This window comes from Pseudomonas sp. FP2300 (assembly GCF_030687595.1).
Lineage (GTDB): Bacteria > Pseudomonadota > Gammaproteobacteria > Pseudomonadales > Pseudomonadaceae > Aquipseudomonas > Aquipseudomonas bijieensis.
In genome coordinates, this window is record NZ_CP117440.1 from 4,449,284 (window position 1) to 4,464,148 (window position 14,865).

13 protein-coding genes are annotated in these 14,865 nt (G+C 59.6%); 11 read left to right on the forward strand and 2 right to left on the reverse strand.

From position 1 onward, the window contains the following. Positions 1-25 precede the first annotated feature (25 nt). Positions 26-388, reverse strand: a complete 363-nt coding sequence (gene clpS / locus PSH86_RS19550; protein WP_109755548.1) for an ATP-dependent Clp protease adapter ClpS — start codon at positions 386-388, stop codon at positions 26-28. 226 nt (positions 389-614) lie between these two features. Between clpS and PSH86_RS19555 the strand changes: the two genes are divergently transcribed. Further along, on the forward strand, positions 615-884 hold the full coding sequence (locus PSH86_RS19555) for a cold shock domain-containing protein (protein WP_109755549.1): 270 nt from the start codon (positions 615-617) through the stop codon (positions 882-884). 80 nt (positions 885-964) lie between these two features. On the opposite strand, the gene icd is transcribed toward PSH86_RS19555, so the two are convergent. Further along, positions 965-2,221 (reverse strand): NADP-dependent isocitrate dehydrogenase, encoded by a 1,257-nt coding sequence (gene icd, locus PSH86_RS19560; RefSeq protein ID WP_024779303.1) that lies wholly within the window; start codon positions 2,219-2,221, stop codon positions 965-967. Positions 2,222-2,703: 482 nt separating this feature from the next. On the opposite strand from icd, the gene PSH86_RS19565 reads away from it, so the two are divergent. From PSH86_RS19565 to aceA, 10 genes are all read left to right on the forward strand, one after another. Next, positions 2,704-4,929, forward strand: coding sequence for an NADP-dependent isocitrate dehydrogenase (locus PSH86_RS19565; RefSeq protein WP_109755550.1), 2,226 nt, complete (start codon positions 2,704-2,706; stop codon positions 4,927-4,929). A 606-nt stretch (positions 4,930-5,535) separates the two neighbouring features. After that, the gene (locus PSH86_RS19570; RefSeq protein ID WP_163857940.1) at positions 5,536-6,408 is read left to right on the forward strand and encodes a hypothetical protein; all 873 of its coding nucleotides are present in this window, start codon (positions 5,536-5,538) and stop codon (positions 6,406-6,408) included. A 211-nt stretch (positions 6,409-6,619) separates the two neighbouring features. After that, complete coding sequence (locus PSH86_RS19575; RefSeq protein WP_109755551.1) at positions 6,620-7,066, forward strand: NUDIX hydrolase; 447 nt, start codon at positions 6,620-6,622, stop codon at positions 7,064-7,066. Positions 7,067-7,126: 60 nt separating this feature from the next. Further along, positions 7,127-8,251, forward strand: coding sequence for a tRNA 2-thiouridine(34) synthase MnmA (gene mnmA, locus PSH86_RS19580; RefSeq protein WP_109755552.1), 1,125 nt, complete (start codon positions 7,127-7,129; stop codon positions 8,249-8,251). Then, positions 8,248-8,871 (forward strand): high frequency lysogenization protein HflD, encoded by a 624-nt coding sequence (gene hflD, locus PSH86_RS19585; RefSeq protein ID WP_003203353.1) that lies wholly within the window; start codon positions 8,248-8,250, stop codon positions 8,869-8,871. Before mnmA ends, hflD begins: the two co-directional genes overlap by 4 nt. Before the next feature lie 124 nt (positions 8,872-8,995). After that, on the forward strand, positions 8,996-10,366 hold the full coding sequence (gene purB, locus PSH86_RS19590; protein ID WP_212801148.1) for an adenylosuccinate lyase: 1,371 nt from the start codon (positions 8,996-8,998) through the stop codon (positions 10,364-10,366). Positions 10,367-10,450: 84 nt separating this feature from the next. Beyond that, complete coding sequence (locus PSH86_RS19595) at positions 10,451-11,617, forward strand: cupin domain-containing protein (protein WP_116832847.1); 1,167 nt, start codon at positions 10,451-10,453, stop codon at positions 11,615-11,617. After that, a complete protein-coding gene (locus PSH86_RS19600; RefSeq protein ID WP_116832848.1) occupies positions 11,610-12,035 on the forward strand; it encodes a GNAT family N-acetyltransferase in 426 nt (141 codons plus the stop codon). The genes PSH86_RS19595 and PSH86_RS19600 overlap by 8 nt, the downstream gene beginning before the upstream one ends. A gap of 284 nt (positions 12,036-12,319) precedes the next feature. Then, positions 12,320-13,081 (forward strand): secretin N-terminal domain-containing protein, encoded by a 762-nt coding sequence (locus PSH86_RS19605; protein ID WP_116832849.1) that lies wholly within the window; start codon positions 12,320-12,322, stop codon positions 13,079-13,081. 456 nt (positions 13,082-13,537) lie between these two features. Next, positions 13,538-14,863 carry an isocitrate lyase gene (gene aceA / locus PSH86_RS19610; RefSeq protein WP_109755556.1) on the forward strand — a complete coding sequence of 442 codons (1,326 nt, stop codon included), beginning with the start codon at positions 13,538-13,540 and terminating at the stop codon, positions 14,861-14,863. Positions 14,864-14,865 lie beyond the last annotated feature (2 nt).

Sequence of the window (14,865 nt, forward strand, 5' to 3'; positions counted from 1 at the left end):
TCACCTCATACCCAAGTGGTCGGCGTTAACCGTCCTTCTCGATTTCACAGAGTAGCGGATGCTGGCTTTCCCGGGCGTACTGATTGACCTGCATGGCCTTCGTCTCGGCGATGTCGCGGGTAAACACTCCACATACTGCCCGTCCCTCTGTATGGACGGCCAGCATGACCTTGGTCGCCAGCTCGCGGTTCAGATTAAAAAACAACTCGAGCACTTCGACGACGAAATCCATCGGTGTGTAGTCATCATTGAACAAAACCACCTTGTACATCGGTGGAGCCTGTAATGCAGGCTTTGCCTCCTGAACAGCAATGCCTGCGGAATCGTCGTCGTGTAGATCCGGGCGATCCTGATTGAATGTTAGTCGAATCTGGCTGACTGCATGCATGGAAAGAAAGGTTCGTTTAGTTGGCGAATACAGTGATGGGGGCGCTTGTGGGCGATTTCAACCACGACCACCCGGCCACCTTGACTATCGGCAAAACGGTGTTACAACCAATAGAGCCCATCGTGGGTTAAAAAGGTCCGTGGAATCTATCCTGTTTTCAAGATTAGCCTGCGGATGGACTGGATGATACTCCAGTGATGGAGTGCGTTGCAGAGGGAAATGGGTTATGTCGGTCGTCAAGATGAATGGCAAGGTGAAATGGTTCAACAATGCAAAGGGCTACGGCTTCATTATCGCGGCCGGCAGGGACAATGAAGACCTTTTCGCCCATTACTCGGCTATCAACATGGAAGGCTATAAGACCTTGAAGGCCGGACAGCCTGTGACGTTCGACGTCATCCAGGGACCCAAGGGCTTGCACGCGGTCAACATCAGGATTGTCACCGCCGAAGAGACACCCGCCCCTGTCAATGCCAGGATCACCGAGGCCCATTGACCGGCAGTCGCCACCCCGGACAAATGAAAATGCCCGGCTCGATCACCCGAGCCGGGCATTTGCGCTGAGCGCCGACTCGCTTACATGTGCGAAATCAGGGCATCACCGAAGCCCGAGGACGACACCAGCTTGGCACCCTCCATCAGACGTTCGAAGTCATAGGTCACGGTCTTGGCCGAAATCGCGCCGTTGGTGCCCTTGATGATCAGGTCGGCCGCTTCGGTCCAACCCATGTGGCGCAGCATCATTTCCGCCGACAGGATCAGCGATCCCGGGTTGACCTGGTCCTTGCCGGCATACTTGGGCGCGGTACCGTGGGTGGCTTCGAACATCGCCACGGTGTCGGACAGGTTGGCGCCCGGCGCAATACCGATACCGCCCACTTCCGCCGCCAGGGCGTCGGACAGGTAGTCACCGTTGAGGTTCAGGGTGGCGATCACGTCATATTCGGCCGGACGCAGGAGGATCTGCTGGAGCATCGCGTCGGCGATGGCGTCCTTGACGACCACGTTCTTGCCAGTCTTGGGGTTCTTGAACTGCATCCAGGGCCCGCCGTCGAGCAGGGTCGCGCCGAACTCCTCGGCCGCCACTTCGTAGGCCCATTCCTTGAAGGCACCTTCGGTGAACTTCATGATGTTGCCTTTATGCACGATGGTCAGCGAATCGCGGTCATTGTCGACAACATATTGCAAGGCCTTGCGCGCCAGGCGCTTGGTGCCCTGCTTGGAAACCGGCTTGACGCCGATGCCGCAGTCCTCGTCGAAACGGATCTTGGTCACGCCCATTTCTTCTTTCAGGAACTTGATGACCTTGGTGGCTTCGGCCGAACCTGCCTTCCACTCGATGCCAGCGTAGATGTCCTCGGAGTTCTCACGGAAGATCGTCATGTCCACGTCGCCAGGTTTCTTGACCGGGCTGGGCACGCCTTCGAACCAGCGCACCGGGCGCAGGCACACATACAGGTCGAGCTGCTGGCGCAGGGCGACGTTCAGCGAACGGATACCACCGCCCACCGGCGTGGTCAGCGGGCCCTTGATGGAAACCACGTAATCCTTGACCGCATCCAGGGTTTCCTGGGGCAACCAGGTGTCCTGGTCGTAGACCTGGGTCGCTTTCTCGCCGGCATAGACTTCCATCCAGGAAATCTTGCGCTTGCCGCCATAGGCCTTCTGAACCGCTGCGTCCACCACCTTGATCATGACCGGACTGATGTCGACGCCAATACCGTCGCCTTCGATGAAAGGGATGATCGGGTTGTCCGGAACATTAAGAGAATGGTCTGCATTGACGGTGATTTTGTCACCGACGGCTGGAACCTGAATCTTTTGATACCCCATGCTGAACTCCATTGCTTGGATTGAACATCTGGCTGCGTTCGAGCGTACCCCACTTGAATCGGCGCGCAAACCCTACGTTAGGCTCATCAGGGGCAAAGCGTTGCAGTTCGCCATGTACAACCCTGAAAACCAAGGGAAAAGCGCCAAACATGAGCATAGTCCGCTCCATGGGTAGTGCGACGTTTAGACCAATGGACGTGTACGGAAGTCTATGAACCATCGGCAGATCGCCAGCTACCTATGTATAATGCCGCCGCTGACCACAGGGTCACGACGGCTGACGGCTCTATCACAGGACTTTCCGCCAATTTAAAAGCCGGACCGTTACCGCGGCCCAACCGCTTGACGCTCGACTGATGCACCCAACATCACCGCGAAGAAACCTCGACATTCGGCTCACGGATGACTTTGAACGAACGCGCTTACCCGGCGCCCCTCGAGTTTCTGCGCATGCTTTAGCAAAGAAGAGAGTTAATCCGAATATGCCCACCCGCTCGAAGATCATCTATACCTTCACCGACGAAGCTCCCGCCCTCGCCACCTATTCGCTGCTGCCGATCGTCGAAGCCTTTACCGCTTCGGCCGATATCGCCGTGGAAACCCGCGATATCTCCCTCGCAGGGCGCATCCTGGCCAGCTTCCCCGAGCAACTGGGCGACAAAGCCGTAGCCGACCACCTCGCCGAACTGGGCGACCTGGCCGTTACGCCTGAAGCCAACATCATCAAGCTGCCGAACATCAGCGCCTCGGTGCCGCAACTGCAGGCCGCGATCAAGGAATTGCAGGCCCAGGGCTACGCGCTGCCGGACTACCCGGAAACCGTGTCCAGCGACGCCGAGAAAGACGCGCGCGCCCGCTACGACAAGGTCAAGGGCAGTGCCGTGAACCCGGTCCTGCGCGAAGGCAACTCCGACCGCCGCGCCCCGTTGTCGGTCAAGAACTACGCACGCAAGCACCCGCACAAGATGGGCGCCTGGGCAGCCGACTCCAAGTCCCACGTGGCCCACATGAGCACCGGCGATTTCTACGGCAGCGAAAAAGCCGCCCTGATCGACGCCGCCGGCAGCGTGAAAATCGAGCTGATCGCCCAGGACGGCACTGCCACTGTCCTGAAGGAAAAAACCACCGTACAAGCCGGTGAGATCCTCGACTGCGCCGTGATGAGCAAGAACGCCCTGCGCGACTTCATCGCCGCTGAAATCGAAGACGCCAAGCAAAAAGGCGTCCTGCTGTCGGTTCACCTCAAGGCCACCATGATGAAGGTCTCCGACCCGATCATGTTCGGCCAGATCGTTGCCGAGTTCTATAAAGACGCCCTGGCCAAGCACGCCCAAGTGCTGGAGCAGATCGGCTTCAACCTGAACAACGGCATCGGCGACCTGTACGCCCGCATCAAGGCCCTGCCGGCCGAGCAGCAGGCGCAGATCGAAGCCGACATCCAGGCGGTCTACGCAGCGCGTCCATCCCTGGCGATGGTCAACTCCGACAAAGGCATCACCAACCTGCACGTGCCGAGCGACGTCATCGTCGACGCCTCGATGCCGGCCATGATCCGTGACTCCGGCAAGATGTGGGGCACCGACGGCCAGCTGCACGACACCAAGGCCGTGATCCCGGATCGCTGCTACGCCACCATCTACCAGGCGGTGATCGAAGACTGCAAGCAACACGGCGCCTTCGACCCAACCACCATGGGCAGCGTGCCGAACGTCGGCCTGATGGCCAAGAAAGCCGAAGAGTACGGCTCCCACGACAAGACCTTCCAGATCAAGGCCAACGGCGTGGTACGCGTTTCCGACAGCACCGGTCGCACCCTGCTGGAGCAGAACGTCGAGGCTGGCGACATCTTCCGCATGTGCCAGACCAAGGACGCGCCGATCCAGGATTGGGTCAAGCTGGCCGTCAACCGCGCTCGCGCCAGCAGCACCCCGGCGATCTTCTGGCTGGACCCGATGCGCGCCCATGACGGCGTGGTGATCGAGAAAGTCCAGGCCTACCTGAAGAACCACGACACCGCCGGCCTGGACATCCGCATCATGTCGCCGGTCGACGCGATGAAGTTCACCCTGGCACGCACCCGCGAAGGCAAGGACACCATTTCGGTGACCGGCAACGTACTGCGCGATTACCTGACTGACCTGTTCCCGATCATGGAACTGGGCACCAGCGCCAAGATGCTCTCCATCGTGCCGCTGATGAACGGCGGTGGTCTGTTCGAAACCGGCGCCGGCGGCTCGGCACCCAAGCACGTTCAGCAACTGCTGGAAGAAAACTTCCTGCGCTGGGATTCCCTGGGCGAGTTCCTGGCCCTGGCCGCCTCCCTCGAACACCTGGGCGTGACCTACGACAACCCGAAAGCGCTGGTGCTGGCCAAGACCCTCGACCAGGCTACCGGTGAGTTCCTGGACCGCAACAAGTCGCCTTCGCGCAAGGTCGGCGGCATCGACAACCGTGGCAGCCACTTCTACCTGACCCTGTTCTGGGCCCAGGCACTGGCCGCCCAGGACGACGACGCAGCCCTCAAGGCTCAGTTCACTGCCCTGGCCAAGACGTTGACCGACAACGAAGAAAAAATCGTTGCCGAGCTCAATGCCGTTCAAGGCAAGCCAGTGGATATCGGCGGTTACTACTTCGCCAACCCTGAGCTGACCAGCAAGGCCATGCGCCCGAGCGCCACCTTCAACGCGGCAATTGCTGCGCTGGTGTAAGGTTGTAAGGGAACATCACGAACCCCGGCCTGGTGCCGGGGTTTGTGTTTCCGGACACACCATACTTTCCCTCCTGACAACATATCCCCCCTGTGGGAGCGAGCCTGCTCGCGATAGCGGTATAACATTCAACCCTGATGCTGACTGGCACACCGCTATCGCGAGCAGGCTCGCTCCCACATTTTTTGACCGTGCCTGACTATTGAATCGAGGACGCTTCATGTCACCCGAGCCAAAACGGCCCGGGCGCTAGAGAGGTTGCTTGACAGTGTCACGAGACACCTAGGCTCAATAACATCGTTCTAAGTACGCCCTCTTCACTGAAGGCGCATGAAATAGACCATGAAGGTTGAAAGCCCCGGCGTGATCCAGACACGCCCCTTTCAGCCTTTTGGGATGCGGGATGTCTCGGCAAGAGAACGAGAGAGAGTCAGGGCATTTTTCTGAAGCAGGAATTGCCTACAGTTGTATGACCTCAAGTGGAGCGAAACCGGGTTGCTGAAATCGCCTACGTAGCGATAACAGTCCTTGTACAAAGTTTGAGTTTTTCAGCGAGCATTACGCACTTAAAACTCTCACTTGGCTCATACACTGAGGAAACACACCGTGAAAAAGAATACGCAAATTACCATGCCTGCCCAAATGCCCTTTACCGTTGCAAATATTAGCAACCAACATCTGCTAGGATCTCCCGCTCTATATAGAAAAGAAGGGCTTGATGAACCTTTTGAATACCCGAAAACAGATGAATACATCGCTACGTATACCCTATGGTGCTCTACCGACCTTCGCCAAAACGATCACGGACAGGAATATAACTACAACACCGCCTCCCAAGAACTACTATTTAAAAACCCACGCGTCGAGTACAGATTCAATTTGCACAAATTCGGAAACCAGATCACCTATTCAACCAGCTCTCCAGGCGCTAGCGTCACGGCCAATCCTTGGATTTTCGATGACTTCTCCATGAAAGTTCAGCTTGAAATGCGCGAACCGGGTGCAAAGGTCGACCGAAAGGTAGACGAGACCAACAGGCAGCTCGAGATCCAGACTGACGGCCAGGTGATTCAACCTTCTTCAAACGACCCCGTGCAACCTGCCCCCCAAAAAAAGGCCTCACAAGTCGTTATCAAAACCACAGATAAATTTTCGCTGTTATTCAATGTCAACCTCTACTTTTCAGGCTGCGATGTATACCAAGAGTTCCCTCCAGGACAAATGAACAAAGTTAACAAACGACTTGGGGCGTCGACCGACTGCTACCTCACACCGGACAAGGGTTATCCACCCGGAGTAACAACTCTGACTATAAAAGATGGGTTCTCGGAGGCAACCGCCATCGTCAAGTTTGACCACGACACATCAAAAAAGCAGGTCACCATGACAATCGAATCATTTACAAGCAAACTGTGCGACATCCGAGACTTCTCACTCAGCACCCAACACTTTCCGAACGCGATATGCATTGCTCTTTAAGGATGACCAACGCCTGAGCAGACCAGTGAAGGGCTACGGCCATTTACATTCAAGACAACATCGCTGACAAGGAGACCGTAACGACTCTGTGTGGGCGTTTGCTCGGGACGGCGATTCGTCATTCATTTAAGATCGACTGACCCACCGCTATCGCGAGCAAGCTCGCTCCCACAATGGCCCGCATTCCAATCTGAGAACCAGAGGAACCCCCATGGACTGGAAACCCCACATCACCGTCGCCACCATCGTCGAAGACCACGGCCGCTTCCTGATGGTGGAAGAATCCAAGGGCGGACGAGCGGTACTCAACCAGCCCGCCGGTCATCTGGACCCGGACGAAACGCTGATCGAAGCCGCGGTGCGCGAAACCCTGGAAGAAACCGGCTGGGACGTCGAACCCACCAGCGTGGTGGGCATCTACCTGTACACCGCCCCCAGCAACGGCGTGACCTACCAGCGGGTCTGTTTCGCCGCCAAGGCCTTGAACCATCGCCCCGGCTATCAACTGGACGACGGCATCCTGGGCGCCAAATGGCTGACTCGCGACGAGCTGCTCGAACAGCGCGGGCACTGGCGCAGCGAGCTGATCATCCGCTGCATCGACGATTATCTGGCCGGCCATCGCCACAGTCTGACGCTGATCCGTCCTTCTCTTTAGCCTTGCGCGCCCGGGCCTGATAGAATCGCGTCCTTTTTCAAGACACTCATTGAAACTCCTATGCGTGATCCAGCTCCTTCTGACACATCCAAGCAGCGCGTCATTGTCGGCATGTCCGGCGGCGTGGACTCTTCCGTTTCCGCCCTTCTGCTGATCGAGCAGGGTTATGAGGTGGAAGGCCTGTTCATGAAGAACTGGGAAGAAGACGACGGAACCGAATACTGCACCGCCATGGACGACCTCGCGGATGCCCAGGCGGTGTGCGACAAGATCGGCATCAAGCTGCACACCGCCAACTTCGCCGCCGAGTACTGGGACAACGTGTTCGAGCACTTCCTGGCCGAATACAAGGCCGGCCGCACGCCGAACCCGGACATCCTGTGCAACCGCGAAATCAAGTTCAAGGCGTTCCTCGACTACGCCATGATGCTCGGCGCAGACCTGATCGCCACCGGCCACTACGTGCGTCGCCGCGACATCGACGGCCGTACTGAATTGCTCAAGGGCCTGGACCCGAACAAGGACCAGAGCTACTTCCTGCATGCCGTCGGCGGCGAACAGATCGCCAAGACCCTGTTCCCGGTTGGCGAACTGGAAAAGCCCGAAGTGCGCGCAATCGCCGAAAAACACCAGCTCGCCACCGCCAAGAAGAAGGATTCCACCGGGATCTGCTTTATCGGTGAGCGCCGCTTCAGCGACTTCCTCAAGCAATACCTGCCGGCCCAGCCAGGCGAGATCAAGACCACCGAAGGCGAAGTCATCGGCCGCCACCATGGCCTGATGTACCACACCATCGGCCAGCGCCAGGGCCTGGGCATCGGCGGCTTGAAAGACGCTGGCGAAGAGCCGTGGTACGTGCTGGTCAAGGACCTGGAGCACAACGAGCTGATCGTCGGCCAGGGCAACGACCATCCCTGGTTGTTTTCCCGCGCCCTGCTCGCTTCCGACATCTATTGGGTCAACCCGATCGACCTCAGCGAACCACGTCGCCTGACGGCCAAGGTTCGCTACCGCCAAAGCGACCAGCCCTGCACCCTGGAAAAAACCGCCACGGGCTACCGTGCCACCTTCGATGACCCGCAGCGGGCGGTCACGCCCGGCCAGTCCGTGGTGTTCTATGACGGCGAAGTCTGCCTGGGCGGCGGCGTGATCGAAGTCGCGGAACCCTGGAGCAGCAAGGCATGACCCCCATCCAGGAACAACTGACAGCATTGGGTGGGGTGTTTCTCGCCGCCGTGCTGGTGGACAGGATTGCCAAGACCGGCCAGGCCACCGAGGCGGGCGTGGCCTGCATGCTCGGCAGCCTGCTGGTTCGCGACCCCAAGGACACCCTGGAGGTCTACGGCGGCGACGATTTGAACCTGCGTGAAGGCTATCGCGCCCTGATCGGCGCCCTGGAACGCGATCCCAGCGCCCTGCAACGCGAACCGCTGCGCTACGCCTTGTCGATGCTGGGGCTTGAGCGCCAGCTGGCCAAGCGCGACGACCTGCTGGAGACCATCGGCAAACGCTTGCCGCAGATCCAGTCCCAGGTCGAGCACTTCGGCCCGTCCCACGAAAACGTCGTCGCGGCCTGCGGCGCGCTGTACCAGGACACCCTGAGCACCTTGCGCCAGCGCATCCAGGTGCACGGCGACATGCGCAACCTGCAGCAACCGAGCAATGCCTCGAAGATCCGCGCCCTGTTGCTGGCCGGGATTCGTTCGGCACGGCTGTGGCGGCAGTTGGGCGGCCATCGCTGGCAACTGGTGATCAGCCGGCGCAAATTGCTTAAAGAGCTTTACCCGTTGATGCGCAACGAATAAGTCGCCTCAACCCGTTTTTGTAGTTCGTTACGCGTAATACGCCGGTCAGTTGGCGACGAACCGGCGATTGTTTTCATGTATGATACGCGCCCCATTTCGTTGCCCGACTGTCCGAGAACACCCCATGCAGCTCTCTTCGCTCACTGCGGTTTCCCCTGTTGACGGCCGCTACGCCGGCAAAACCCAGGCCCTGCGCCCGATTTTCAGCGAGTACGGCTTGATCCGTGCCCGCGTCCTGGTTGAAGTACGCTGGCTCCAGCGCCTGGCCGCCCATCCTGCCATCAGCGAAGTGCCGGCGTTTTCCGCCGAAGCCAACGCGGTGCTGAACGCCCTGGCAGAAAACTTTGTGCTGGAGCACGCCGAGCGCGTCAAAGAGATCGAGCGCACCACCAACCACGACGTCAAGGCCATCGAATACCTGCTCAAGGAGCAGGCGGCCAAACTGCCAGAACTGGCCAACGTCAGCGAGTTCATCCACTTCGCCTGCACCAGCGAGGACATCAACAACCTGTCCCACGCCCTGATGCTGCGCGAAGGCCGTGATGAGGTGATGCTGCCGCTGATGCGCCAGACCGCCCAGGCCATCCGCGAGCTGGCGATCCGCTTCGCCGACGTGCCGATGCTGTCGCGCACCCACGGTCAACCGGCTTCGCCGACCACCCTGGGCAAGGAACTGGCGAACGTGGTGTACCGCCTGGAGCGCCAGATCGCCCAGGTTGCCGCCGTGCCGCTGCTGGGCAAGATCAACGGTGCCGTGGGCAACTACAACGCCCACTTGTCGGCCTACCCGGACATCGACTGGGAAGCCAACGCCCGCGCCTTCATCGAAGACGAGCTGGGCCTGAGCTTCAACCCGTACACCACCCAGATCGAACCGCACGACTACATCGCCGAGCTGTTCGACGCGATCGCCCGTTTCAACACCATCCTGATCGACTTCGACCGTGACATCTGGGGCTACATCTCCCTGGGTTACTTCAAGCAGCGCACCATCGCCGGCGAAATCGGTTCCTCGACCATGCCGCACAAGGTCAACCCGATCGACTTCGAAAACTCCGAAGGCAACCTGGGCATCGCCAACGCGCTGTTCCAGCACCTGGCGAGCAAACTGCCGATCTCCCGCTGGCAGCGCGACCTGACCGATTCCACCGTACTGCGCAACCTGGGCGTGGGCTTTGCCCACAGCGTCATTGCCTACGAAGCCAGCCTCAAGGGCATCAGCAAGCTGGAACTGAACGAGCAGAAGATCGCCGCCGACCTGGACGCATGCTGGGAAGTCCTGGCCGAGCCGATCCAGACCGTGATGCGTCGCTACAACATCGAAAACCCGTATGAAAAGCTGAAAGAACTGACCCGTGGCAAGGGCATCAGCCCTGAAGCGTTGCAGACTTTCATCGATGGCCTGGACATGCCTGCCGACGCTCGCGCCGAGCTGAAAAAGCTGACGCCGGCCAGCTACATCGGCAACGCAGCGGCACAAGCCAAGCGCATCTGATCCACGGCTTTACCTTTGAGACGCCCGGCCGCGCCGGGCGTTTTTATTCGCGGCTGAAAAGTATATTTTTTCAATAGGTTACACATGAATCCTGATATTCCTCTGCAACTCCTGGGCGGCATTACGGCACGGGAGTTCCTGCGCGACTACTGGCAGAAAAAACCGCTGCTGATCCGTCAGGCGATTCCTGACTTCCAAAGCCCCATCGACGCCGACGAACTGGCCGGCCTGGCCCTGGAAGAAGAAGTCGAATCGCGCCTGGTGATCGAGCACGGCGAGCGCCCTTGGGAACTGCGGCGCGGCCCGTTCGCCGAAGACGAATTCAGCAAGTTGCCAGAGCGCGAGTGGACCCTGCTGGTACAGGCTGTCGATCAGTTCGTACCGGAAGTCAGCGAGCTGCTTGAGAACTTCCGCTTCCTGCCGAGCTGGCGCATCGACGATGTGATGATCAGCTTCGCCGCCCCGGGTGGCAGCGTGGGCCCGCACTTCGATAACTATGACGTGTTCCTGCTGCAAGGCCATGGCCAGCGCAACTGGAAAATCGGCCAGATGTGCGACTCCGAGAGCCCGCTGCTGCAACACGCCGACCTGCGCATTCTCGCCGAATTCGAAGCCACCGACGAATGGATCCTGGAACCGGGCGACATGCTCTACCTGCCGCCGCGCCTGGCTCACTGTGGCGTGGCCGTGGACGACTGCATGACCTACTCGGTGGGTTTCCGTGCGCCTAGCGCCGCCGAAGTACTGACCCATTTCACCGACTTCCTCAGCCAGTTCCTGCCGGACGAAGAACGCTACACCGACGCCGACGCACGCCCTGTAGCCGACCCGCACCAGATCCAGCAGGACGCTCTCGACCGCCTCAAGGGCCTGCTGGCCGAACACATGAGCGACGAACGCCTGCTGCTGACCTGGTTCGGCCAGTTCATGACCGAGCCGCGCTACCCGGAACTGGTGGTGGGCCCGGAGCTGGAAGAAGACGACCTGCTGGCCAGCCTGGAACAAGGTGCAGTGATCATTCGCAATCCGAGTGCGCGCCTGGCCTGGTCGGAAGTCGATGATGACCTGCTGCTGTTCGCCAGCGGCCAGAGCCGTTACCTGCCGGGCAAGCTGCGCGAACTGCTGAAAATGATCTGCGCCGCCGACGCCCTGCACATCGAGAACCTTGGCCCGTGGTTGGCCGATGAAGACGGTCGCGGCCTGGTCTGCGAGCTGGTCAAGCAAGGCAGCCTGGGGTTCGCTGATGAATAAAATTCACGTTCGTGTCGCAGACTGGCAAAAGGATAACGCCGAGATCCGGCGCATTCGTGAAACCGTGTTCATTGCCGAGCAGTCCGTTCCGCCTGAGCTGGAATGGGATGCCGATGATCAGGGCGCGGTGCATTTTCTGGCGTTTGAAGGCGACTTCCCCATTGGCACCGCTCGCCTGTTGACTGACGGCCATATCGGTCGCGTCTCGGTCCTCAAGGACTGGCGCGGCCTGAAGGTGGGTGACGCGCTGATGCACGCCGTGATCGCCGAAGCCGAGAAACGCGGGCTCAAGCAACAGATGCTCAGCGCCCAGGTGCATGCCACACCGTTCTATGAGCGCCTGGGTTTTGCCGTGGTCAGTGAGGAGTTCCTGGAAGCCGGAATTCCCCATGTGGACATGGTTCGCCATTCCACCTGAAACCCTGTGGCGAGGGGATTTAGCGAAACGTCGCACCGCCCCGCTGGGCTGCGCAGCAGCCCTCAAGTCAGTCACTGTGGTGTGCCAGGTTGACGCAATTAGCTTGTTGGGGCTGCTTCGCAGCCCAACGGGGATAAATCCCCTCGCCACAAAAGCATCATCAGCACCATAAAACGCCCCGCCATCCTCCGATGCCGGGGCGTTTTGCCGTCTACCATTCAACTTGCCCCATCCCGGGCCGACAAACTGGCAATATCAAGCCTTTGTCTCGCGGAGAAATGGACATGTCCTTACGCACCCTGCTTACCACTCTGCTGCTCGGTTGCAGCCTGTCGGTCATGGCCGACACGCAAGTCGTGCCGCTGAACTACCGCACCAGCGCCGACCTGCTGCCGGTGGCGCAGAATTTCATCGGCAAGGACGGCCAGGTCAGCGCCTACGGCAACCAACTGATCGTCAATGCCGAGCCCGGCAAAATCGAAGAACTCCGGCAATTCCTCGCCCAATTGGATACCGCTCCCAAGCGCCTGCTGATCACCGTCGACACCAACGAAAACAACCTGCAGGGCGACCAGGGCTATTCGATCAACGGTGCCGCCCCCAGCCAGACCCGCATCATCAATCGCAGCACCGCCAGCCGTGAAGGCGGCGTGCAGCAGGTACAAGCCAGCGAAGGCCAACCGGCGTTGATCCAGGTGGGCCAGAGCGTGCCGTTCACCAGCACCCAGACCGACACCTATGGGCGCATGCAAAGCCAGACCGAATACCGCAACGTCACCCAGGGTTTTTATGTCACCGCCAGCGTCACCGGTGAGACCGTTCATCTGAGCATCAGTACCAACCGTGACCGCATGAGCCAGGAACGTCCCGATGTAGTGAACGTTCAAAGTACCGACACAACCGTCAGCGGTCGCCTGGGCGAATGGATCACCCTGGCCGGGGTCAATCGCCAGAATCAGGCCGACAAACAGGGTCTGACCCGCAGCTACTCGACCCAGGGCCGCGATGACATGATTTTGCGGGTCAAGGTCGATACCCTGAACTGAAGCACCAAAAACTGACTGATGAGTCGTATTAGACCAAAGATGTAGTGCTACAAAAAAAGCACTACAAAACGTTTGACGAGCCAAAAAACCGAAGGCATGATGGCCTCGCTCCCGCTAATCAGGGGCCCTGGCAAGGGCCTTCGGGTCGACGCTTGCAACTACCCTGCGAGCCGATTCGTGTCTGTACCGCCCACAAGGTGTGTTTGACGAGGTTGCGACTGGAACGAAGTTGTCCCGAGGGACGGAAGCGTAACTAGGTAACCCGGCATCACTCTGAGTTCGTATTAAAGGCCCACGACGCCCGAATGCGCCCGCAGTCCGCCCCTACCTGCTCACTTTCCCCTCGAGCCCATCGTTCATCCCGTCGCCTCCCCGCCTGAACCGACTTGTACGCCAACCCCTGGTCGGCAGGAGCAGGAATTTTCCACCAAGACCTATGCGACGAGGTTTATCTCCATGGCACTGACACGCGAACAGCAAATTGCAGCCCTTGAAAAAGACTGGGCTGAAAACCCGCGCTGGAAAGGCGTGAAGCGCAATTATTCCGCTGCTGACGTCGTCCGTCTGCGTGGCTCGGTTCAACCTGAGCACACCTTTGCGAAAATGGGCGCCGAGAAGCTCTGGAACCTGGTCACCCAGGGCGCCAAGCCAGCCTTCCGTCCCGAGAAAGATTTCGTCAACTGCATGGGCGCCCTGACCGGCGGCCAAGCCGTGCAGCAAGTCAAGGCCGGCATCCAGGCGATCTACCTGTCGGGCTGGCAAGTGGCCGCGGACAACAACTCCGCCGAGTCCATGTACCCCGACCAGTCGCTGTACCCGGTGGATTCGGTTCCAACCGTGGTCAAGCGCATCAACAACTCGTTCCGTCGTGCCGACCAGATCCAGTGGAAAGCCGGCAAGAACCCGGGCGACGAAGGCTACATCGACTACTTCGCGCCGATCGTGGCTGACGCCGAAGCCGGTTTCGGCGGCGTCCTGAACGCCTACGAGCTGATGAAGAGCATGATCGAAGCAGGCGCCGCTGGCGTTCACTTCGAAGACCAACTGGCTTCGGTGAAGAAATGCGGCCACATGGGCGGCAAGGTACTGGTTCCTACCCAGGAAGCCGTGCAGAAGCTGACCGCTGCTCGCCTGGCTGCCGACGTCGCTGGCGTGCCGACCATCATCCTGGCCCGTACCGACGCCAACGCCGCTGACCTGCTGACCTCCGACTGCGACCCGTACGACCAACCGTTCGTGACCGGCACCCGTACCCCGGAAGGTTTCTACAAGGTGCGCGCCGGCCTCGACCAGGCTATCGCCCGCGGCCTGGCCTACGCGCCATACGCTGACCTGATCTGGTGCGAAACCGCCAAGCCAGACCTGGACGAAGCCCGTCGCTTTGCCGAAGCGATCAAGAAGGAATACCCGGACCAGATCCTGTCGTACAACTGCTCGCCTTCCTTCAACTGGAAGAAAAACCTGGACGACGCGACCATCGCCAAGTTCCAGCGCGAGCTGTCCGCCATGGGCTACAAGCACCAGTTCATCACCCTGGCCGGCATCCACAACATGTGGCACAGCATGTTTAACCTGGCGCACGACTACGCCCGCAACGACATGACCGCCTACGTGAAACTGCAAGAGCAGGAGTTCGCTGACGCCGCCAAGGGCTACACCTTCGTGGCGCACCAGCAGGAAGTGGGCACCGGCTACTTCGACGACATGACCACCGTGATCCAGGGCGGCGCTTCGTCGGTGACCGCACTGACCGGTTCCACCGAAGAAGAACAGTTCCACTGATC